This window comes from Serratia sp. CoH_134_PS_4 (assembly GCF_058190535.1).
This window is the reverse complement of sequence record NZ_JBXWKI010000004.1, coordinates 145148-168344: the sequence shown is the minus strand read 5'-3', so window position 1 is coordinate 168344 and position 23197 is coordinate 145148. Positions and strand designations below refer to the sequence as shown.

General features: G+C 54.4%; 18 protein-coding genes and 1 other annotated feature. Of the genes, 14 read left to right on the top strand and 4 right to left on the bottom strand.

Annotation, left to right across the window (positions count from 1 at the left end; translation table 11 throughout):
- The first annotated feature begins 80 nt into the window (after nt 1-80).
- Entirely contained in the window at nt 81-3473 is a 3393-nt protein-coding gene (gene mscK / locus AC2FCQ_RS09130; RefSeq protein ID WP_490308080.1) for a mechanosensitive channel MscK, read from the top strand.
- Between the two features lie 40 nt (nt 3474-3513).
- Here mscK and rsmS read toward each other — a convergent pair whose 3' ends face one another.
- Nucleotides 3514-3693, bottom strand: coding sequence for a pleiotropic regulatory protein RsmS (gene rsmS, locus AC2FCQ_RS09125; protein ID WP_020825528.1), 180 nt, complete (start codon nt 3691-3693; stop codon nt 3514-3516).
- A gap of 105 nt (nt 3694-3798) precedes the next feature.
- Nucleotides 3799-4335: a primosomal replication protein PriC gene (gene priC, locus AC2FCQ_RS09120; RefSeq protein WP_209636488.1), complete on the bottom strand. Its 537-nt coding sequence runs from the start codon at nt 4333-4335 to the stop codon at nt 3799-3801.
- A 151-nt stretch (nt 4336-4486) separates the two neighbouring features.
- Here priC and AC2FCQ_RS09115 point away from each other — a divergent pair, with 151 nt between their 5' ends.
- From AC2FCQ_RS09115 to AC2FCQ_RS09060, 12 genes are all read left to right on the top strand, one after another.
- A complete protein-coding gene (locus AC2FCQ_RS09115; RefSeq protein ID WP_490308079.1) occupies nt 4487-4867 on the top strand; it encodes a DUF454 family protein in 381 nt (126 codons plus the stop codon).
- Between the two features lie 192 nt (nt 4868-5059).
- On the top strand, nt 5060-5611 hold the full coding sequence (apt, locus tag AC2FCQ_RS09110) for an adenine phosphoribosyltransferase (RefSeq protein WP_037425226.1): 552 nt from the start codon (nt 5060-5062) through the stop codon (nt 5609-5611).
- A gap of 206 nt (nt 5612-5817) precedes the next feature.
- Complete coding sequence (dnaX, locus tag AC2FCQ_RS09105; protein WP_490308078.1) at nt 5818-7770, top strand: DNA polymerase III subunit gamma/tau; 1953 nt, start codon at nt 5818-5820, stop codon at nt 7768-7770.
- Nucleotides 7103-7167 (top strand) — a sequence feature (DnaX frameshifting element). It overlaps the preceding gene by 65 nt.
- Before the next feature lie 41 nt (nt 7771-7811).
- Entirely contained in the window at nt 7812-8141 is a 330-nt protein-coding gene (locus AC2FCQ_RS09100; protein WP_012005575.1) for a YbaB/EbfC family nucleoid-associated protein, read from the top strand.
- Nucleotides 8141-8746, top strand: a complete 606-nt coding sequence (recR, locus tag AC2FCQ_RS09095) for a recombination mediator RecR (RefSeq protein WP_209636481.1) — start codon at nt 8141-8143, stop codon at nt 8744-8746. The genes AC2FCQ_RS09100 and recR overlap by 1 nt, the downstream gene beginning before the upstream one ends.
- Before the next feature lie 212 nt (nt 8747-8958).
- On the top strand, nt 8959-10824 hold the full coding sequence (gene htpG, locus AC2FCQ_RS09090) for a molecular chaperone HtpG (RefSeq protein ID WP_400768424.1): 1866 nt from the start codon (nt 8959-8961) through the stop codon (nt 10822-10824).
- 327 nt (nt 10825-11151) lie between these two features.
- Nucleotides 11152-11796 carry an adenylate kinase gene (gene adk, locus AC2FCQ_RS09085; protein WP_209636911.1) on the top strand — a complete coding sequence of 215 codons (645 nt, stop codon included), beginning with the start codon at nt 11152-11154 and terminating at the stop codon, nt 11794-11796.
- Between the two features lie 163 nt (nt 11797-11959).
- Nucleotides 11960-13093, top strand: a complete 1134-nt coding sequence (locus tag AC2FCQ_RS09080; RefSeq protein WP_209636479.1) for a sugar diacid recognition domain-containing protein — start codon at nt 11960-11962, stop codon at nt 13091-13093.
- Between the two features lie 118 nt (nt 13094-13211).
- On the top strand, nt 13212-14477 hold the full coding sequence (locus AC2FCQ_RS09075; RefSeq protein ID WP_209636477.1) for a GntP family permease: 1266 nt from the start codon (nt 13212-13214) through the stop codon (nt 14475-14477).
- A 9-nt stretch (nt 14478-14486) separates the two neighbouring features.
- Nucleotides 14487-15635: a glycerate kinase gene (locus tag AC2FCQ_RS09070; RefSeq protein WP_490308077.1), complete on the top strand. Its 1149-nt coding sequence runs from the start codon at nt 14487-14489 to the stop codon at nt 15633-15635.
- 146 nt (nt 15636-15781) lie between these two features.
- A complete protein-coding gene (gene hemH, locus AC2FCQ_RS09065) occupies nt 15782-16744 on the top strand; it encodes a ferrochelatase (protein WP_209636472.1) in 963 nt (320 codons plus the stop codon).
- 91 nt (nt 16745-16835) lie between these two features.
- A complete protein-coding gene (locus AC2FCQ_RS09060) occupies nt 16836-18140 on the top strand; it encodes an inosine/guanosine kinase (RefSeq protein ID WP_209636470.1) in 1305 nt (434 codons plus the stop codon).
- A 52-nt stretch (nt 18141-18192) separates the two neighbouring features.
- On the opposite strand, the gene ybaL is transcribed toward AC2FCQ_RS09060, so the two are convergent.
- Complete coding sequence (gene ybaL, locus AC2FCQ_RS09055) at nt 18193-19884, bottom strand: YbaL family putative K(+) efflux transporter (protein ID WP_209636468.1); 1692 nt, start codon at nt 19882-19884, stop codon at nt 18193-18195.
- 245 nt (nt 19885-20129) lie between these two features.
- Nucleotides 20130-21350: an MFS transporter gene (locus AC2FCQ_RS09050; protein ID WP_209636466.1), complete on the bottom strand. Its 1221-nt coding sequence runs from the start codon at nt 21348-21350 to the stop codon at nt 20130-20132.
- Nucleotides 21351-21530: 180 nt separating this feature from the next.
- Between AC2FCQ_RS09050 and ushA the strand changes: the two genes are divergently transcribed.
- Nucleotides 21531-23186: a bifunctional UDP-sugar hydrolase/5'-nucleotidase UshA gene (gene ushA, locus AC2FCQ_RS09045; RefSeq protein WP_265554543.1), complete on the top strand. Its 1656-nt coding sequence runs from the start codon at nt 21531-21533 to the stop codon at nt 23184-23186.
- Nucleotides 23187-23197: the final 11 nt, after the last annotated feature.

The following is a 23197-nucleotide window of genomic DNA, read 5'->3' as shown; positions in this document are numbered from 1 at the left end:
ACCAGCAATGCTTTTCTTATTCTTTGGCTATCTGCGATCGTGATAATCTTTCTGCTTCTTTATTGATTCGAAGCTAAATCATGCATCGCAGGTTAGTTAAACGCCTTTTTTCAGCGTTACCCCCGTTCCTGGGTGTGGATCTCTACCGCACTCTTGCCCTATTTTTGCTGATCGCGGTTTGCGCGGTCTGCCAGCCCACGGCCTATGCCACACTGAATGGCGATCTGCCGTCACGCAGCGAAATTCAAAGCCAACTGGATGCGTTGAATAAGCAAAAAACGCTGACGCCGGTGAATAAACTGACCCAGCAGGATTTGACCCGCACGCTTGAACTGCTGGAGGCTATTGAACGCAGCAAACAAGATGGGGCTCAGCTTAAACAGCAGCTGCAATTGGCACCGGGTAAATTGCGGCAGGTCACTACCGATCTGGAGGCGCTGAAAGCGCCGGTAGACAGTGCGGCTGCCAGAGCTGAACTGCTGCCGCTTTCCCTGCGACAGTTAGAAACCCGCCTCTATCAGACGCTCGACGACTTGCAGGCAGCGCAGGAAAACCTGTCGACATATAACAGCCAACTCGTTTCATTGCAGACCCAGCCAGAGCGGGTACAAAGCAGTATGTATACCGCTTCGCAACGCCTGCAGGAAATCCGCAATCAAATCAACGATCAGACGCCGGGTCAGAGCTCATTGCGCGACAGTCAGTTGGTGATGCTGGCCACTGAACAGACCTTGCTCAACGCGCAAATTGATCTGCAACGGAAAAGTCTGGAAGCCAACACCACCTTGCAGGATCTGTTGCAGAAGCAGCGTGACTACACCACCGCCCATATTGATGCTCTGGACCACAACGTGCAACTCCTGCAAGAAGTGGTCAACAGTAAGCGGTTGACGTTATCGGAAAAAACCGCAAAAGAAGCACAGAACCCGGAAGATGCCACAGACATTCAGCACAATCAATTGGTCAGCAAAGAGCTGGACGTTAACCGTCAGCTCAGTCAGCGGTTAATCGCCGCGACTGAAGAGAGCAACGTACTGTTCCAACAGAATATTCGGGTAAAGAACTGGCTCGATCGCGGCTTGCAGGCAGAGCGCAATCTGAAGGAGCAAATCCAGGTGCTCAAAGGCAGTTTGGTGCTGTCGCGTATTTTGTATCAGCAGCAACAGAGTTTGCCGCAAGGAACGCTGGTGGCTGATATGGGGACACGCATTGCCGATCTTCGCCTGGAGCAATTTGATATCAACCAGCAGCGCGACGATCTGTTCAAGGGTGATGACTACATCAATAAGTTGGTGGCCGACAGCAAAGAAAAAGCCAGTGCGGACGTGCTTGATGCCTTGAATGAAATCGTCGATATGCGGCGTGAGCTGTTGGATCAGTTGAATAAACAGCTCAGTAATCAGTTGGCGCAGTCGATCAGCTTGCAGATCAATCAGCAACAGTTGACCAGCGTAAACACTTCGCTGCGAGATACGCTAACCCAGCAGATTTTCTGGGTTAACAGCAACAAGCCGGTCGATTTGGCGTGGTTGAAAGCATTGCCGGGAGCGGTCAAAGATCAAATCGCCGCGCTCGATTTCAAAATAGACCTCCGCAAAATGCTGCAGGGTGGGTTGAATTCATTAGTCATCCTTATTCCGCTGCTGCTGTTACTGGGTCTGTTACGCTGGCGCTATAAGCTGATCGACAACCATTTGCAGAAGCTGGCGAATGATGTCGGACAGTTAAAGCGCGACAGCCAATTGCATACGCCAAAAGCCATTATTTTGACCCTGCTGAAGGTATTGCCGGGGTCGGCGTTACTGCTCGGCGCTGGTTTTTGGTGTTACCGCGCGGATATTGGCCTCAGCGACTTTATTTGGGCGTTGTCGCAGCAGCTAGCAATGTTCTGGCTGGTGTTCGGTTTTACCTACCGCTTATTGGCACGTGGCGGCATTAGCGAGCGGCATTTCAACTTTTCTGTTGAACTCTGTGCACACTACCGGCGTCAGACGGTGCGTTTGGGCTTGGCACTGCTGCCGCTGATCTTCTGGTCAGTGCTGGGTGAGAAAGCCCCGTTACGGCTGGTGGAAGATGTTATTGGCCAGGTCGTGGTGATGCTGACATTGGCGCTGTTAGCCGTGCTGGTGTTCCCAATGTGTCGCGACAGTTGGCGTGAGAAAGGCTCACATGCGGTGCGGTTGGTGATCGTCACCGCTATTGCAGCGACGCCGCTAATCTTGCTCGGGTTGATGTTCGCCGGTTACTTCTACACCACACTGCGTCTGGCTGGCCGCTGGATCGACAGCCTCTACTTATTCTTCCTGTGGAACATTGTTTATCTGACCGCTATTCGCGGTTTGAGCGTTGCGGCGCGACGGTTGGCATACCGGCGTGCGTTGGCTCGACGCCAGAGTTTGGCGAAGGAGAAAGAGGGGGCCGAAGGGGTCGAGCCGGTCGAAGAGCCGCCTTTGGCGCTGGATCAGATCAACGAACAGTCGTTGCGTCTGACCACAATGGCGCTATTTATTATCTTCGCCAGCGCCTTGTACGGTATTTGGTCGGATCTGGTGACGGTAATATCGTATCTGGACAGCATCACGCTCTGGCATTATACCGCGACTGTTGCCGGCAGCAGCGTGGCGCAGGCGGTGACGCTGGGCAACATGATGGTCGCGATAGCTGCGGTGATCGTCGCCTACGTCATGACCCGCAACTTACCTGGCTTACTGGAGGTAGTGGTGTTGTCGCGGTTGCAGTTGCGGCAGGGGACGTCTTACGCTGTTACCACCATACTGACTTATCTGATTACCACCGTGGGTGCCGTGACCGCACTCGGATCGCTGGGTGTCTCTTGGGATAAGTTGCAATGGTTGGCTGCGGGCTTAACGGTGGGGTTAGGGTTCGGTCTGCAGGAGATTTTCGCCAACTTTGTCTCTGGTTTGATCATCCTGTTCGAACGGCCGATCCGCATCGGCGATACCATTACTATCGGGAGTTTCTCAGGCTCGGTCAGCAAAATTCGCATTCGCGCCACAACCATCACCGACTTTGACCGCAAGGAGGTGATCATCCCGAACAAAGCCTTTGTGACCGAGCGGTTAATCAACTGGTCACTGTCAGACACCATCACCCGCGTATTGATCAAAGTGGGTGTGGCCTATGGTTCAGATCTGGATAAGGTGAAAGCTGTGCTGTTAAAAGCGGCGCATGACAATCCACGGGTAATGACCGATCCAGAACCGCAGGTGTTCTTCCTTAATTTTGGCGCCAGCACGCTGGATCATGAACTGCGCCTTTATGTGCGGGAATTGCGTGACCGCAGCTATACCGTTGATGAACTGAACCGTTCGATCGAACGCCTATGTCGTGAGAACGACATCAATATTGCCTTCAACCAGCTTGAGGTGTACTTGCACAATCAGCAGGGCAATGAAGTGCAGGAGGTCAAACGGACGCTATCACCGGGGGAAGGTGGAGTATCGGCAGGGTAGTGGGATGAGAATCAAGGGTTCAGCGCAGGCTGAACCCTTTTTACTGCCCGACGGGCAGGTAGGGAGAGGTCACGCCATTGCGTTGCAGCTTTTCCTGGTAATCCCGTTTGACGATATCCAACGCCGCCAGTGCGGTGGCTGGATCGATTTCATTGCATTCCAACAGGTAAATCAGGTCTACCGCCAGTTGCAGTTCTGGAGAGGCATTTTCTAGAGACATAAAACCCACGTTTAATTGAGATGAATGAGTGATGCTTCGCTTCGGCTGAGTATAGTGAACAAGATCCTCAGAGGGGAATAATCATTAAAATATTGTGATAAATCTTCAAAAACCGTTTTCTTTGCGCTCAATACTGCGTTCAATGCGTGCCAACGCTTGGCGACAACGCATCAAGCGACCTTCCAGCGCCGCGAGTTCATGCTGTAATTTTTGCTGTGCGGCCAACGTCGTTTGTCTTCCTAAAAGACTTTCCCGATCTTGAATCATTGCAATGATTCGGCGCTCATAATCCTGATGCTCAGCCAGCTTGTGGTACAAATCGACTGCCGCCACTTCCTTGGGTTGATTCTTGCGGCGCAGTGCCTGAGTCGCCAGCTCACGCTGTAGAGCGGTGATCTGCGCCACCAGCCGCTCGGCCAAGAAGGCAACCTGCGTCGTGCGATTGTCGTTGGCTGCGGTCTGCAATTGCGTAAAATTCTTTTGCACTTCCGTCAGGTAATCGCGCAGACGCGTGCCGCGATTGGCAAACAGCGCTGTGTCAAAGCGTGCCTGCGGAATGGGGGCATCACCGCGCGGTGTGATTTCACCGGCGAGTACGGTGATCTGTTGTTCTAACACCTGTAAAAGACGCTGAGTGCTCACGTTGGCTCCATGACAATGAGATTGGGTTCAGCTTGCCCGCGATCACGCCGTGAAACAAGCGTCACGCGCATATTCCGGCTGCAGTGGCTGGCGATGCGGCAGATGCCGGTGGTAAAGTAGGCGGCAACAGGATGAAGCACTAAGGGGTGGCATGACGCGTTGGTTATTGATTGTCCTCGGTTGGCTGGCGGTGGTGTTGGCAACGCTGGGCTTGGTATTGCCGTTGTTACCGACGACGCCGTTCCTGTTGCTGGCCGCTTGGTGTTTTGCACGTTCGTCGCCGCGATTCCATTCTTGGTTGCTGTACCGTTCATGGTTCGGGCCTTACCTGCGTCATTGGCAGCAGCATCGCGCATTGCCGCCGGGGGCGAAATGGAAGGCCGTGTTGGTGATTGTGCTGACTTTTTCGGTTTCGCTGTGGTTGGTTAAAATCTGGTGGGTTCGTGGATTATTGTTATTGATGTTGGCCATTCTGCTGGCCTTTATGCTGCGTCTACCTGTTGTTGACCTGTCGCAACAAAAACAGCGCTGATTATGGCTTATGATGGCCAGTAGCTTTTCGGCTGCAGCTTGAAAGATGCAGGCGACAGTTGCATTTGTCCGCCAGTTTGCATAGATTTGGGCGTTTTCGTGCGCGGGGTGCTCCCCTTTTCCTGTTTATCGCGGGATTGGGTTTAAGACGACCTGCGCGCAAGTCATTAGGCAGTTTTATCAGGCAATAATTATGACCGCTACTGCGCAGCAGCTTCAGTTTATTAAAGACAGTATCAAAACCATCCCGGATTACCCTAAGCCGGGCATACTGTTCCGTGACGTCACCAGCCTGCTGGAAAACCCGCTGGCCTATGCTGCCAGTATTGAATTACTGGTTGAGCGCTTCCGCGAAGCGGGCGTCACCAAAGTGGTGGGTACCGAAGCGCGTGGCTTCCTGTTTGGCGCTCCTGTTGCGTTGGCGCTGGGCGTGGGGTTTGTGCCCGTACGCAAACCAGGCAAGCTACCGCGTGCGACCCTCAGCGAAAGCTATGAGCTGGAATACGGTACTGACAAGCTGGAAATCCACACCGATGCTATCAACGCAGGTGATAAAGTGCTGGTGGTTGACGATCTGCTGGCGACGGGTGGCACCATTGAGGCAACGGCAAAACTGATCCGCCGCCTGGGCGGTGAAGTTAAAGACGCAGCATTCATTATCAACCTGCCGGATCTTGGCGGTGAAGCGCGTTTGAATGGCTTGGGTATTGAATGCTACAGCCTGGTCAATTTCGCCGGCCACTGATCTAAAATTGATATCCCCGAAAGATTTCGTGTCACCGTCAGGCGGCAAGCGCGTGAGTTCCAAGCGCTTACTCAAGTAAGCGACTGGAGTGAGGCCTGAAGCTAACAACGCGATGGCACGAAAGATGAAGGGGATAAACGGTCTCGCGGATCGGCGCGGGCCTGTGTTAGCATGACCCTCCAGATTACTCGACTTTTCCGGTATTAATGAGCTATCAGGTTCTTGCCCGTAAGTGGCGCCCTCAAACGTTTGCAGATGTTGTCGGACAGGAACACGTCCTGACTGCGCTGGCTAACGGCCTCTCGCTGGGGCGGATTCATCACGCCTATCTGTTCTCGGGAACGCGTGGCGTGGGTAAAACCACCATTGCGCGCCTGCTGGCCAAAGGCCTGAACTGTGAAACCGGCATCACCGCCACGCCGTGCGGCCAATGCGATAACTGCCGCGAGATTGAGCAGGGGCGTTTTGTCGATCTGATCGAGATTGATGCCGCGTCCAGAACCAAGGTGGAAGATACCCGCGATCTGCTCGATAACGTCCAGTATGCACCCGCTCGTGGTCGCTTCAAGGTTTACCTGATTGACGAAGTGCACATGCTCTCGCGCCACAGCTTTAATGCGCTGTTGAAAACGCTGGAAGAGCCGCCTGCGCATGTCAAATTCCTGCTGGCAACCACAGATCCGCAAAAATTGCCGGTGACCATTCTGTCACGTTGCCTGCAATTCCATCTCAAGGCGTTGGATGTCGATCAGATCCGCAGCCAGTTGGAAACGGTACTGCAGGCAGAACATATCACCAGCGATCAGCGTGCATTGCAGCTTTTAGCGCGCGCCGCTGACGGCAGCATGCGCGATGCATTGAGCCTCACTGACCAGGCGATTGCCATGGGGCAGGGGCAGGTAACCACCGCCACGGTCAGCCAGATGCTTGGCACACTCGACGACGAACAGCCACTGGCTATTCTCGAAGCGTTGGTGAGCGCCGATGGTGAAAAGGTGATGGCACAAGTCGCGCAGGCCGCTTCGCGCGGGGTCGATTGGGAGAATTTGCTCGTCGAAACCCTGGTGTTGCTGCACCGTATCGCGATGGTGCAACTGCTGCCATCAGTGCTGGACAACCATTACGCCGCTATCGAACAGCGGCTGCGTGAGTTAGCGCGTACTTTGCCGCCGACTGACGTGCAACTTTATTACCAAACGCTGCTGGTCGGGCGTAAAGAGCTGGCTTTTGCACCGGATCGCCGTATGGGGGTTGAAATGACCTTACTGCGTGCGCTGGCGTTTCACCCGAAAGCGGTGATTCCAGAGCCGGTGGCAATGGTGCAGACGGCGCCCGTGCAAATGGCACAACCGCAGTCTCAACTGGCTCAGGCACCACAGTTTCAGGATGCGCCGCCGCCGTTAGGGCAGGCTGCACCACAGACCAATCAATCGGCAAATCTACCGGATGCCACCGCGCAATTATTAAAGGCGCGAACCCAACTGTTACGGCAGCAGGGAGCATCCACACCAAAAAAGAGTGAGCCGGCAGCGCCAGGAAAAGCGCGGCCGGCAAACTCAGCACTGGAGCGGTTAGCTTCCGTGACTGAGCGCAGCCAGCAGCGCCAGGCGGAAAAGCTCGTAAATGAAAAACCGGCCAAGCCGGAAGCTTATCGCTGGCGCGCACTGACCGAGCCGGAGGCCGAACCTGAGCCGCTGGCGACGCCAAAAGCGCTGCGCACCGCGCTTGAGCATGAGAAAACGCCCGAACTGTCAGCTAAGCTGGTGGTTGAGTCGCTGGAGCGCGATGCCTGGGCAGCGGAAATCGATAAGCTAAAAATTCCGAAACTGGTACAGCAACTGGCATTAAACGCGGTTAAACAACGGCTGGAACCGGGTAAGATTTGTCTCCATCTGCGGTCGTCACAGCGTCATCTGAACTCGCCTTCGGCGCAGAAGGTGCTGGCGGATGCGCTCAGCGAGCTGTATGGCAGCCCGGTTGAGTTGACCGTGGTGGAAGACGATAATCCGGCGGAGCGGACTCCGCTGGAGTGGCGACAAGCCATTTATGAAGAAAAACTGGCGCAGGCGCGTCAGTCGATCGTTGCGGATACCAATATCCAGACGCTGCGTCGTTTTTTTGACGCGGATCTGGATGAAGAGAGTATTCGCCCCATTTAAACGCCGCGTAAAGTGCGCGGCCCTAGCGACGAGAGACGACTATGTTTGGTAAAGGCGGTCTGGGCAACCTGATGAAGCAAGCCCAGCAAATGCAAGAAAAAATGCAGCAGATGCAGGAAGAAGTCGCCAAATTGGAAGTGACGGGTGAATCTGGTGCTGGCCTGGTGAAAGTCACCATCAATGGCGCGCACAACTGCCGTCGTGTGGAGATCGATCCGAGCCTGATGGAAGACGACAAAGATATGCTGGAAGATCTGATCGCGGCGGCAATCAACGATGCGGCACGCCGTATCGACGAAACCCAGAAAGAGAAGATGGCATCTGTGTCCAATGGCATGCAACTGCCGCCTGGCTTTAAGATGCCGTTCTGATGCAAACCAGCCCGCTCCTTGAAACACTGATGGAGGCGTTGCGTTGCCTGCCGGGCGTAGGCCCTAAATCGGCGCAGCGTATGGCATTCCAGCTGTTGCAGCGCGATCGCAGCGGCGGAATGCGCCTGGCGCAGGCGCTGACCCGTGCCATGTCGGAAATTGGCCATTGTGCCGATTGCCGCACGTTCACCGAGCAAGATATTTGCACCATCTGCGCCAATCCGCGCCGTCAACAAAACGGCCAGATCTGTGTGGTGGAAAGCCCGGCTGATATTCACGCCATTGAGCAGACCGGCCAGTTCGCCGGCCGCTACTTTGTGCTGATGGGCCATTTGTCGCCGATGGACGGCATTGGGCCTGGCGATATTGGTTTGGACAGGCTGGAGCAACGGCTGGAAAAAGAAAGCATTACCGAAGTGATCCTGGCCACCAACCCGACGGTGGAGGGCGAGGCGACCGCCAACTATATTGCCGAAATGTGTGGTCAGTATGGTGTGGTTGCCAGCCGCATAGCCCACGGCGTGCCGGTGGGTGGCGAACTTGAGATGGTTGACGGCACCACGCTGTCACATTCATTGGCAGGTCGCCACGTCATTAAGTATTGATGTTTTCCTCTGACGGGGCTATCCGGCCCCGCCAGTTATTCTGCAAAAATTTCCCGCCAGTCGCTTGAAAAACAACACCCTTATCCCCACTTGATCCTCATTGTCCGCTTTTATTAGTTATACCCTATGAATTTCAAATTGCAGCGAGTGCAGGTAGCAACGCTGTGGCTTGAAAGGCGACGGGTAAATTGTCTTTGAGGTAATCAATGAGTATGAAAGGTCAAGAAACCCGTGGTTTCCAGTCTGAAGTAAAACAACTGCTTCATTTGATGATTCATTCGCTGTACTCCAATAAAGAAATTTTCCTGCGCGAGCTGATCTCCAATGCCTCAGACGCCGCCGACAAACTGCGTTTCCGCGCGTTGTCTACGCCTGAGCTGTATGAAGGTGACGGCGAGCTGCGCGTACGTCTGTCCTTCGATAAAGACAAGCGTACGCTGACCATTGCTGATAACGGCATTGGTATGAGCCGTGAAGAAGTGATTGAGAACCTCGGCACTATTGCCAAATCAGGTACCAAGGCCTTCCTGGAGTCTATCGGCTCTGATCAGGCTAAAGACAGCCAACTGATCGGTCAGTTCGGCGTGGGCTTCTACTCCGCGTTCATCGTGGCGGATAAAGTGACCGTGCGCACCCGCGCTGCCGGCGCCGCGGCCGATCAGGGCGTGTTCTGGGAGTCCGTTGGTGAAGGTGATTACACCATCGCTGACATTAGCAAAGAAGATCGCGGAACTGAGATCACCCTGCATCTGCGCGAAGGCGAAGATGAATATCTCGATGCCTGGCGTCTGCGTTCGGTGATCGGCAAATACTCTGATCACATCGCACTGCCTGTTGAGATTGAAACCAAAAACGAAGAAGACGGCACCGTTACCTGGGAAAAAATCAACAAAGCGCAGGCTTTGTGGACCCGCAGCAAGGCTGACGTTACCGACGAAGAATACAAAGAATTCTACAAGCATATCGCGCACGACTTTACCGATCCGCTGAGCTGGAGCCATAACCGGGTTGAAGGTAAGCAGGAATACACCAGCCTGCTGTATATCCCGGCACAGGCACCTTGGGATATGTGGAACCGCGATCACAAGCACGGTTTGAAGCTGTATGTGCAGCGCGTATTCATCATGGATGACGCCGAGCAGTTCATGCCGAATTACCTGCGTTTTGTGCGTGGTTTGATAGATTCCAACGATCTGCCGCTGAACGTTTCGCGTGAAATTCTGCAAGACAGCCGCGTGACGCAAAACCTGCGCGGTGCGTTGACCAAGCGCGTATTACAGATGTTGGAAAAGCTGGCTAAAGACGATGCCGAAGGCTACCAAAAATTCTGGCAGCAGTTCGGTCTGGTGTTGAAAGAAGGTCCAGCGGAAGATGGCGGCAACAAAGAAGCCATTGCCAAACTGCTGCGTTTTGCCTCCACTCACGGCGACAGCTCGGCGCAAACCGTTTCGCTGGAGGAATACGTTGGCCGGATGGCGGAAGGGCAGGAGAAGATCTATTACATCACTGCTGACAGCTATGCTGCCGCCAAGAGCAGCCCGCACCTGGAGCTGTTCCGTAAGAAAGGCATCGAAGTGCTGCTGCTGTCCGATCGCATTGACGAATGGATGATGAGCTACCTGACCGAGTTTGACGGTAAGCCGTTCCAGTCGGTCAGCAAGGCGGACGAGGCGTTGGACAAGCTGGCGGATGAAACCGAAGAGCAGAAGGCCGCGGAGAAGCAGTTGGAGCCGTTTGTTGATCGCGTGAAAACGCTGCTGGGGGATCGTGTGAAGGATGTGCGCCTGACGCACCGCCTGACGGATACGCCGGCTATCGTGATCACCGATGCCGACGAAATGAGCACCCAGATGGCGAAACTGTTTGCCGCTGCCGGCCAGGAAGCACCGGCCGTGAAATACATTTTCGAACTGAATCCGGAGCATGCACTGGTCAAACGCGCATCCGACGTGGGTGATAACGAACAATTCGCTGAATGGATTGACCTGTTACTGGATCAGGCGCTGCTGGCTGAACGTGGCACACTGGAAGATCCAAACCAGTTTATTCGCCGCATGAATAAGCTGTTGTCCGCATAATTCCGATTGTATACGCCCCTGACCTGCGTGTTAGGGGCGTATTTTTTTGTTTTATCACTGATTTTCCGCGTTTTATCCTCTGTTTTACGCCCTGTGTTCCGCAATCGATTTCCTCGCGTATCTTGAGCCAGCCCCCCCTGAAATGGTATGGTTGAGCGTTTTCGCAATTTTATAAAAACTTAATACCCAAAAGATTTCAATTTGCGGCCAGGCGGCAAGCGCGTGAGACCCGGGAGCTTACTTTGGTAAGTGGCTGGGATGAGTGTGTGCAGCCAACAACGCTGCGGTTTGAAAGACGAAGGGAATAATAGCAAGGGGATTTACGCAATGCGTATCATTCTGCTGGGCGCTCCGGGCGCTGGTAAAGGTACTCAGGCTCAATTCATCATGGAGAAATACGGTATTCCGCAAATCTCTACTGGTGATATGTTGCGCGCAGCCGTGAAGGCCGGCAGTGAACTGGGCAAGCAGGCGAAAGAGATCATGGACGCCGGCAAGCTGGTGACCGATGAACTGGTAATTGCACTGGTTAAAGAACGCATCACCCAGGAAGATTGCCGTAATGGCTTCCTGCTTGACGGTTTCCCACGCACTATTCCACAGGCTGACGCGATGAAAGAAGCCGGTATCAACGTGGATTACGTGCTGGAATTTGACGTGCCAGACGAACTGATCGTTGATCGTATCGTGGGTCGTCGCGTACATGCGCCTTCTGGCCGCGTGTATCACGTTAAATTCAATCCGCCGCAGGTGGAAGGTAAAGATGACGTGACCGGTGAAGAGCTGACGACACGTAAAGACGATCAGGAAGAAACCGTACGTAAACGTCTGGTGGAATATCATCAGATGACTGCACCGCTGATTTCCTATTACAGCAAAGAAGCTGCAGCAGGTAACACCCAATACCGTAAAATCGACGGCACCCGTAAAGTGACCGAAGTGAGCGCAGAACTGGCGACCATCCTCGGCTGATCGGTTTTTATTGCTGTGCGTAACGCCAGGCCTTAGGCCTGGCGTTTTTTTTGTCTTTTGCCGCCGAAGTGTGATCGCTACGGCTTGTTGCGGCACCGATCTTTAATAACGCCGGGAAAATGGCGTATAACTGCCAGCATTTCCATGCATAGCAGGAGCCGGTATGCACAGACCCACTAATTTGCTGGCAGAATCCACCGCACGCCAGATCGTGCAGCGGGCGATGGGCATCATCAATCATTCCGTCAACGTGATGGACAGCAATGGTGTCATCATTGCTTCCGGCAATCCCTCACGACTGTTTCAACGCCATGAAGGCGCAGTGTTGGCACTGACAGAGGATCGCGTGGTGGAAATCGATGCGGTGACCGCTACGCATTTGAAAGGTGTTCGGCCCGGCATCAACCTGCCATTCAGTTTTCGTCGCCAGCAGGTGGGAGTGATCGGCATTTCCGGTGAGCCGGCACAGGTGCGTGCCTATGCCGAGTTGGTGAAAATGGCGGCGGAGCTGATGGTGGAGCAGGCGGCTTTGCTGGATCAAAACCAGTGGGAAAAACGCTACCGCGAGGAACTGGCGAATCAGTTACTGCAACCGCAACCGGCATCGGCCTCACTGGAGGCGATGGCTGCCTATTTGGGGTTGGATCTGCAACAACCGCGTATTGTCTGGATAGTTGAATTGCAGGATCCCCAGCCGCATTTTCTGCGTGAACTGCTGACAGAGTTGGAACACACCCAACGTGAAGCACTGATCGCAATGACGGGCTTCAATGAAATGATCCTGCTGCGGCCTGCCTGCCTGGTGCAAGGCAAATGGAGTTTGAAACAGGAGCGCAAGCAGGCTCAGCAGTTGCAGGCACAGCTTCAATCGCGCTTTAACCTGCGCCTGATCATCGGCGGTTTTTTTAACGGTGAATCGGGGCTGCATCGTTCAAATCTGACGGCACGCGCTACGCAGGCGATGGCGCAGCGACTGAAGTTGCGCCATAAAACGCTGTTCTATCAAGATTTTCCGTTGCCCTCATTACTGTGTGACTTAGGTGAGGATTGGCGTGCCCAAGAGCTTTCTCGGCCTTGGCAGGTATTAGGTGCCAGCGATGAAAAAGGGGTATTGCGTAGCACCCTGCGGCACTATTTTTCGCGGAATTGTGATCAGACGCAAACCGCCGCCGAACTTCATATTCACGTCAATACACTCCGCTACCGCTTGCAGCGCATTGAGGCTATTACGGGGCTAAAAATCAATCAGTTAACTGATGCGTTGCAGTTGTATATCGGCATGTTGATGCACGACTGAATTGTGTAAAGCCACAACTTTGTGGCGGACAGCCGCGCACGTTTTTGTGGCTTTCTCTCACGCTAATGCCTGAGGCTCAGGATATGTTTTCCCCACACCAACAACGGGGAAAATAATAATGACAACGGTATCCACGCTTGGGGCACTGGTCGCATTGATCGTCGCTATTGTCCTGATTCTACGCAAGGTCCCACCTGCCTACGGCATGATTGCCGGTGCATTGGCCGGTGGGTTATGCGGCGGCGCCGATCTGGTGCAGACCGTGACACTGATGATTACCGGTGCTCAGGGCATCACCAATGCCGTGATGCGCATTCTGGCGGCCGGTGTGCTGGCCGGGGTGCTGATTGAGTCCGGTGCTGCACACACGATTGCTGAAACTATCGTTCGTAAAGTCGGAGAAACCCGTGCGCTGCTGGCCCTGGCGGTGGCTACACTGATCCTGACTGCGGTCGGCGTATTTATCGACGTAGCGGTGATCACTGTGGCACCCATCGCACTTTCAATCGCTCAAAAGGCCGGGATATCACGCGCCGCCATTTTGCTGGCGATGATCGGGGGGGGTAAGGCCGGTAACGTGATGTCGCCAAACCCAAACACCATTGCGGCTGCCGACAACTTCCACGTACCGCTGACCTCTGTGATGATGGCCGGTATCGTGCCTGGCCTGTGCGGGTTGGTGGTGGCTTATCTGCTTGCCCGGCGTTTGAGTAACAAGGGTGACAAGGTGATGGCGGAGGAGTTGACTCAACATGCCGAAGGGTCTCGCCCGGGCTTTGCGGCGGCGATCAGTGCGCCGTTGGTTGCCATTGTATTGCTGTCGTTACGTCCCATTGCGGGCATCGCCATTGATCCGCTGATTGCGCTGCCGGCCGGGGGGCTGGTGGGGGCATTGCTGATGGGGCGAATCCGCCAGTGCAATCAGTTTATGGTTTCTGGGCTGTCCCGTATGGCTCCAGTGGCAATTATGCTGCTCGGTACCGGCACGCTGGCCGGTATTATCGCCAACTCGGCGCTGAAGGATGCATTGATTAACGGGCTGACCCACACCGGTATGCCGGCCTGGCTGCTTGCGCCGCTGTCGGGGGCACTGATGTCGATGGCGACTGCGTCGACGACGGCGGGTACCGCGGTGGCATCTGGCGTATTCAGCAGCACATTACTGGAACTGGGCGTCAGTGGTCTGGCTGGGGCGGCGATGATCCATGCCGGTGCGACAGTGCTGGACCATCTGCCACACGGCAGTTTCTTCCACGCCACAGGTGGCAGCGTCAATATGGCGGTGCATCAGCGGTTGAAATTGTTGCCGTATGAAACCTTGATCGGCTTCACTATTGCAACCGTCTCGGCGTTGATGTTTGGCGTATTTAATCTGGCGGGATAAGGAATACTGATGAAAACGCTGAAAAAAGTGGTTATTGCCCCGGACTCGTTTAAAGAGAGCCTGAGCGCGCTGGAGGTGGCCGAGGCGATTGAGCGCGGGTTCCGCCAAGTCTACCCTCACGTGCAGTATGTAAAGCTGCCGATGGCAGACGGCGGTGAAGGTACGGTGGATTCAATGGTCGCCGCTACCGGTGGGGAAATCGTCAGGGTTGAGGTTACGGGTCCGTTGGGCCAACCGGTACAGGCTTTTTACGGGTTGCTGGGGGATGGGGAAACCGCCGTTATTGAGATGGCTGCGGCCTCTGGCCTGCACCTGGCACCCAAAGCGCAGCGTGATCCACGGATCACCACCAGCTACGGTACCGGTGAACTGATACTGGCAGCGCTAGAACGCGGTGTGAAGTCGATTATTCTTGGCATCGGCGGCAGTGCCACTAACGACGGTGGCGCCGGTATGATGCAGGCGCTGGGTGCCAAGCTGCTGGATGATCAACAAAATCTATTGCTACCGGGCGGCGCGGCACTGGCGCAGCTGGCGCATATCGATCTTTCAGCCATGGATCCACGTTTGCAGCAGGTCAGTGTGACCGCGGCCTGTGATGTAGATAATCCGCTGTGTGGTGCGCATGGGGCCTCTGCAGTGTTTGGCCCGCAAAAGGGGGCAACACCAGAAATGGTTGCGCAGTTGGACGCGGCGCTGCGTCATTACGGCACCTTGCTGGAGCAAGCAACCGGCCGTGAGGTGATCAATATGCCGGGGGCCGGTGCGGCGGGCGGCATGGGGGCCGCATTGCTTGGTATGCTCAACGCCAGGCTGCGACCGGGCATCGAGATCGTGATTGAAACCTTGGGGCTGGACGAGGCATTGCGCGATGCCGATCTGGTGATCACCGGCGAAGGGCGGCTCGATAGCCAATCAATCCACGGTAAAACGCCGATTGGCGTTGCGAGGGTAGCCAAGCGTTATGGTTTGCCGGTGATCGGCATTGCCGGCAGCCTGTCGAAAGATTATCAGGTGGTGCACCAACATGGCATTGACGCGGCCTTTTCGGTGCTCGATCGTGTCGTCTCGTTAGAGGACGCATTGGCGGAGGCGGCCAATAACCTGGAAGTCACTGCGCGTAATGTAGCCGCCGTCTGGCGCTTGGCACAGGGCTAACTGCTATTCCCTTTATCATGGGCAACGCCTGTTGCTGATATCGGTTCCGACGAGGCGCTTTTCCGTTACAATAGGCGCCATTAATCGACGTTAACCCCCTGACCCAGAACGGGGGGTTAGCTTGCAAGGAATCAAGGGGAACTGAGATGAAGCAAGAGAAACACGGGGTATTGCTGGTGAACCTGGGCACGCCGGATGCTCCGACCTCGTCGGCGGTAAAACGCTATCTGAAGGAATTCCTCAGTGACGACCGCGTTGTGGATACCGCCCCACTGATCTGGTGGCCGATCCTCAACGGTGCGATCCTGCCAATCCGTTCGCCGCGGGTGGCAAAGCTGTATAAGTCGGTCTGGATGGACGAAGGCTCACCATTGCTGGTCTACAGCCGTCGTCAGCAGCGTGCGCTGGCCGCTCGTATGCCAAATACGCCGGTTGAATTGGGCATGAGCTACGGCTCACCGAGCCTTGGGGAGTCGATAGACAAGCTGTTGGCGCAGGGGGTAACCAATCTGGTGGTGCTGCCGTTATACCCGCAATACTCCTGTTCCACCAGTGCAGCGGTATGGGACGGCGTGGCCCGCATATTGAAGGGGTACCGTCGCCTGCCGTCGATCAGCTTTATCCGCGACTATGCCGAACACCCGGCCTACATTTCTGCTTTGCGTGAAAGCGTCGAACGCTCGTTCGCCGAGCATGGTCAACCGGATCGTTTAGTGTTGTCGTTTCACGGTATTCCCAAGCGCTATGCGCGCCTGGGCGACGATTACCCGCAGCGTTGCGAAGACACTTTGCGCGCGCTGACGGCCACCTTACCGCTGGCGCCGGATCGGGTAATGATGACCTACCAGTCGCGCTTTGGTCGCGAGCCCTGGTTGACGCCTTATACCGATGAAACGCTCAAGAGCTTACCCGCGCAGGGCGTTAAGCATATTCAGCTTATCTGCCCCGGTTTCTCGGCGGACTGTCTGGAAACGCTGGAGGAGATCAAGGAACAAAACCGCGAGATCTTCCTTCATGCCGGCGGTGAGAAGTTCGAGTATATCTCTGCGCTGAACGACGATCCGGCGCATATTGATATGATGCAGCAACTGGTGGCACAGCGCTTCTGATCCTCAATGCGCAAAATGGTGACAGCCATCATCAATCGGGCAGGAATGTGCTAACATTCTCTGCCTGTTAACTGCCACTGCCGCCAATTAAATGAAATTTCCTGGTAAACGTAAGTCCAAACACTATTTTCCGGTGAACGCACGCGATCCGCTTTTACAGCAGGTTCAACCTGAAAATGAAATCAGCACCTCTTATGTCGTCGGTATCGACCAGACGCTGGTGGATATTGAGGCAAAAGTGGATGACACTTTCGTCCAGCGCTATGGCCTGAGCCTGGGGCACTCTCTGGTGATTGAGGATGACGTCGCCGAAGCGCTGTATCAGGAATTGCTCGACAACAATCTGATCACCCATCAATTTGCCGGCGGCACCATCGGCAATACGCTGCACAACTATTCGGTACTGGCAGATGACCGTTCGGTCCTGCTCGGCGTGATGTGCAGCAACATCAAGATCGGCAGCTATGCCTATCGCTATCTGTGCAACACCTCCAGCCGTACCGATCTTAACCACCTGCAGGCGGTTGACGGTGCCATTGGCCGCTGTTTTACGCTGATTAGCGAAAGCGGTGAGCGTACCTTTGCTATCAGCCCTGGGCAGATGAACCAACTGCGACCGGAAAGCGTGAAGGAAGAGGTGATTGCCGGCGCTTCTGCGCTAGTGCTGACATCTTACCTGGTGCGTTGCAAGGAAGGTGAGCCGATGCCGGCTGCCACCATGCAGGCGATCGAATTTGCCAAAAAGCACGATGTACCTGTCGTACTGACGCTGGGAACCAAGTATGTCATTGCCGACAATCCACAGTGGTGGCGTGATTTCCTAAAAGAACACGTCTCAATTCTGGCGATGAACGAAGATGAAGCGTTGGAGTTGACCGGGTTGAGCGATCCACTCACCGCTTCTGACATGGCGCTTGAATGGGTGGATCTGGTGCTGTGCACCGCGGGGCCAAATGGCTTGTATATGGCGGGTTACACCGAAGAGTCCAATAAGCGGGAGACCCAGCATCCGCTGTTGCCGGGGCATATTGCCGAATTCAACCGCTATGAGTTCAGCCGTGCCATGCGCCGGGAAAGCTGTGAAAATCCGTTCCGCATCTATTCGCATATCGCGCCATACATGGGCGGGCCTGAGAAAATCATGAACACCAACGGTGCCGGTGATGGGGCCTTGTCGGCACTGCTGCATGATATCGCGGCCAACGGTTACCACCGTAATAACGTGCCTAACTCCAGCAAGCACGTTCGCAGTTATCTGACCTACTCTTCGTTGGCGCAGGTGTGTAAATACGCTAACCGTGTCAGTTATCAGGTGCTGAACCAGCACTCACCACGTTTGACGCGCGGCTTGCCAGAGCGGGAAGATAGCCTGGAAGAGTCTTACTGGGAACGGTAAAAAGCAAAAGGTCCGGCATGCCGGACCTTTTTTATCTCGATGACCCGTCACATCAGATCGGACAGCCGCCCATTTTCTCTTCTTCGGTCAGTGTATCCAACTTGAGGATATTCAGCATGCTGTTGGCAATTTCCCGCTCACCCATCACCACCTGATTTGCGCCGCGATCGGAGATATACGCGACTTCATCATCGTAGTGCGCACGGGCGATAATTTCGATGTTTGGCCGTTTGGTCCGCGCAGAGGCCACGATTTCACCGGCCTCGTAACCATTAGGTATGGTCAGCAATAACCAACGTGCGCAGTCGAGCCGTGCCAGATCCATAATTTCTGGATTGGCGGCATTACCCAGCACCGTTTTGATGCCTTGTTCACGGAGTGCCTCAACCCGTGGGCGCGAATTTTCGATCACCACCAGCGGAATGCCCGCTTCGGCTAATTTGGCCCCCAGCAGGCTGCCAACACGGCCATAGCCCACCACTAGCGCGTGGTTGCACATATCCACCGGGATCTGCTTCTCTTCTTCTACCGCTTCTTCCAGTATCTGATCTTCAATGGTTTCGGTTTTGGCCAGATAACGCTCGAGTAGCGTGAACAGTAACGGATTCAACATAATCGACAAGATGGCCCCGGCCAGCACCAAATTACGACCGTGTTCTGACATCATGCCCAGCGTGATCCCAAGGCCAGCCAGAATGAAGGCGAACTCACCGATTTGTGCGAGGCTGGCAGAAATGGTCAGCGCGGTGCGTTTGGAGTGACCGAACATTTTCACCAGCAGGAAGGCTGCTAGCGATTTACCGAACACGATAATCGCCAGCGTTGCCAATACCGCCAGAGGCTCGTTGATCAAAATCATTGGATCAAACAGCATGCCGACCGACACAAAGAACAGGACGGCAAAGGCATCGCGCAGCGGTAAGGTGTCGTGGGCCGCTCGATGGCTCAGCTCCGACTCATTCAGCACCATACCGGCAAAGAATGCCCCCAGTGCAAATGAAACGTCGAACAGTTTCACTGCGCCATAGGCAATGCCGAGTGCCAACGCCAATACGGCCAGGGTAAACAGCTCGCGGGAGCCAGTACTGGCGGTTTTCGCCAGGATCCACGGCACCAGGCGACGGCCAACCACAATCATCAGCGCGATAAAGGCGATAACTTTACCAATGGTCATTGCCAGTTCAATCAGCAACTGGCCGCTGCTGGCGTTGTTATTGCCCAGCATATTGCCGAACGCGGGCAGTAACACCAGCGTCAGCACCATCGCCAGATCTTCGACGATCAGCCAGCCGATGGCGATTTGCCCGCGTTGGCTATCGATCAACTGGCGTTCCTCCAGTGCCCGCAGTAGCACCACGGTACTGGCTGTGGACAGACAGAGACCAAACACCAGACCGGAAATCAAATCCCAGCCCAACAGCTTCGACAATCCCATACCCAGCAAGGTGGCGACGGCAATCTGTGCCACCGCACCGGGAATGGCAATATGTTTTACTGCGAGGAGGTCTTTAAGAGAGAAATGGAGGCCAACACCGAACATCAACAGAATCACGCCGATTTCCGCGAGTTCCGGTGCCAGCGAGGTGTCGGCAACAAAACCGGGGGTAAAAGGGCCAGCGAGCACACCTGCGGCAAGGTACCCCACCAGCGGGGAGATGCGCAGGCGATTCGCCAGCATACCGAGGAGGAAGGCGAGTACTAACCCTCCGACAATGGTGGTGATTAACGGTGTTGAATTATGCATCCAGACTCCTTCTAGCTATGCATGGCAGCAGAGGGGAAACGCAACAAAGTTACGAAAAGATACATTTAGTTTATTGCATTTGTTCGCGTTGCGCTTAGCTAAATTGAGCTATTTTGTGAAAAAGCAGAGGATTCCGTCTTTTACTAGCCAATGAGGGGATTTAACACTTAATAAGTCAAATAACATGGATTTGTGTTGAGGAAGACCCGGTTGAATGGCAGCATTCAACCGGTGTTAAAGCAGGGTTATTGCGAGTTATGGTCGATATTGGGCAGTAACGCAGTGATAATGCCGATTAACGGCAGGAAAGCACATATTTGATAGACTAACTCGATGCTGGTCAAATCTGCGACATAACCAAGAACTGCCGCACCTAACCCGCCCATACCAAAGGCAAAGCCGAAGAATAAACCGGAAACCATGCCGACTTTACCCGGAATAAGCTCTTGGGCATAAACCAGAATGGCGGAGAACGCTGACGCGAGGATTACTCCTATAAACACCGTCAAAATGCCGGTCCAATAGAGTGATGCGTAGGGTAAAACAAGTGTGAAGGGGGCTGCACCGAGGATTGAGCCCCAAATGACCCGTTTTCTTCCTATCTTGTCACCTATAGGGCCGCCAATAATGGTTCCTGCCGCCACGGCGAAGAGGAATGCAAATAAATGGAACTGGGCATTTTGCACTGAAACACCGAACTTATGCATCAAATAAAAGGTGTAATAGCTGCTTATGCTCGCCAGGTAGAAGTATTTGGAGAAAATAAGTATCAGCAGAATGCCAATGGCATAGGTAACGGTACGTTTTGGCAGCTGTTTCACTGAAGAGGCCGTTTTAGGCTGACCTTTTGTTGCCCGATGCTGCAGCTGGTACCATTTGCTGACCTGCAATAACACGACGATAGCCAACAGTGCCGCTAATGAAAACCAGGCGACGTTACCCTTGCCATAAGGCGCGATAATCAACGCTGCCAGCAGTGGCCCAAGGGAACTGCCAAAGTTACCGCCAACCTGGAACAGCGACTGCGCCAGGCCATGTCGACCACCGGAAGCCATGCGTGCTACGCGAGAGGACTCCGGGTGGAACACCGAAGAGCCGGTGCCAACCAGTGCCGCTGCCAGCAGAACCAGCGGGAAGGTATTGGCGACAGACAGCAACAGTAACCCGCACAGGGTAAAGCCCATGCCGATCGGCAGCGAATACGGCTGCGGATGCTTATCCGTGTAGTAGCCAATCAGGGGTTGCAATAAAGACGCCGTTAGCTGATAGGTCAGTGTAATCATACCTATCTGTACGAAACTGAGGCTGAAGTCGGCTTGTAGAATCGGGTAAATCGCCAGGATCAGCGATTGAATCATATCGTTAAGCAGGTGAGAGACGCTGATGGCACCAAGAATCGAGAATGCAGTCCCTTTAACCGCGCTGCCTTTGGCCGGTGGCATGGCAGTATCGCTACGGTCGGTCATTTTATTATTAGCCTGGTAAGTTTTAGAGGACAGAGCAGATATCTTAGCAAGTTGGTCAATATTTGCCATATCCGACATAATTTGACGCACATCGCAAAAAATTGAAATTAGTTGCCTTCGTTTCGCGCTACACTTTCGTCCATCTCAAAAAAACAGTTAATAATCATATGGAGTTCCGCCATGCGCTTTTCGTTCAAGACCACCGCATGCGCCTTGGCTGTGTCCCTGACTTTCCTGTCGGGAGCCGCCAGCGCCTGGGAAAAGGATAAGACCTACGACATCACCATTTTGCACACCAACGATCACCACGGTCATTTTTGGCAGAACGATCACGGTGAGTATGGCTTGGGCGCGCAGAAGACGTTGGTCGACAGCATTCGCCAGGATGTTGCAGCCAAAGGCGGGAGTCTACTACTGCTGTCGGGCGGTGATATCAATACCGGTGTACCTGAGTCAGACCTGCAAGATGCCGAGCCGGACTTTCGCGGCATGAATCTGGTGGGCTACGATGCGATGGCGATTGGCAACCATGAATTCGACAATCCACTCAGCGTATTGCGCCAACAAGAAAAATGGGCGACCTTCCCGCTGTTGTCGGCCAACATTTATCAGAAAAGCACCCAGCAACGCTTATTTAAACCCTATGCCTTATTTGATAAGCAGGGCATCAAGATCGCAGTTATCGGCCTGACGACCGATGATACAGCCAAGATTGGTAACCCGGAATATTTCACCGACATCGAGTTCCGCGTGCCAGCGCAGGAAGCCAAACAGGTGGTCGAGCAATTGCGTAAGGACGAAAAGCCGGACGTGATTATCGCTGCGACCCATATGGGTCATTATGATGACGGTCAGCATGGTTCCAACGCACCTGGCGACGTGGAAATGGCGCGCAGCCTGCCTGCCGGCTATCTGGACATGATTGTCGGTGGTCACTCGCAGGATCCTGTCTGCATGGCCAGTGAGAACCACAAGCAGGTGGATTATGTGCCGGGCACGTCGTGCTCGCCGGATCGTCAGAACGGCACCTGGATCGTGCAGGCGCATGAGTGGGGTAAGTATGTGGGCCGCGCCGATTTCCAGTTCCGTAACGGCGAGCTGAAGCTGATGCATTATCAACTGATCCCGGTCAACCTGAAGAAAAAGGTAGAGAAAGCCGACGGTACCAGTGAACGCGTGTATTACACCCAGCAGATCGCAGAAGATCCGTCGATGATGAAGCTGCTGACGCCGTTCCAGGAGAAGGGCAAGGCACAACTGGACGTGAAAATTGGCAGCGTGAACGGCAAGTTGGAGGGCGATCGCAGCAAGGTGCGTTTCGTACAGACCAATCTGGCGCGCGTGCTGCTGGCTGCGCAAATGGAACGTGCCGAAGCTGACTTTGCGGTGATGAGTGGGGGTGGTGTACGTGACTCGATTGAGGGGGGCGACATTACCTACAAGAACGTGCTTAAGGTACAGCCATTTGGCAATACGTTGGTCTACGTCGAGATGAAAGGCAGCGACGTAGAAAAATACCTGGCGGTAGTGGCCAATATGAAAGTGGATTCCGGGGCCTACGCGCAGTTTGCCAATGTCAGCTTGACGGCGGACGGCCAACAGGGCGTCAGCAATGTCAAAATCAACGGTGAGCCGCTACAGGCTGATAAAACGTACCGCATGGCGACCCTGAACTTCAATGCGTTGGGCGGTGATGGCTATCCGAAGCTGGATACCCTGCCGAGCTATGTTAATACCGGTTTTATCGATGCTGAAGTGCTGAAGCAATATATCGAGAAGCACTCACCGCTGGATGCGGCGGCGTATGAGCCGAAGGGTGAGATCGTCTATCAGTAAGTTTTACCCTT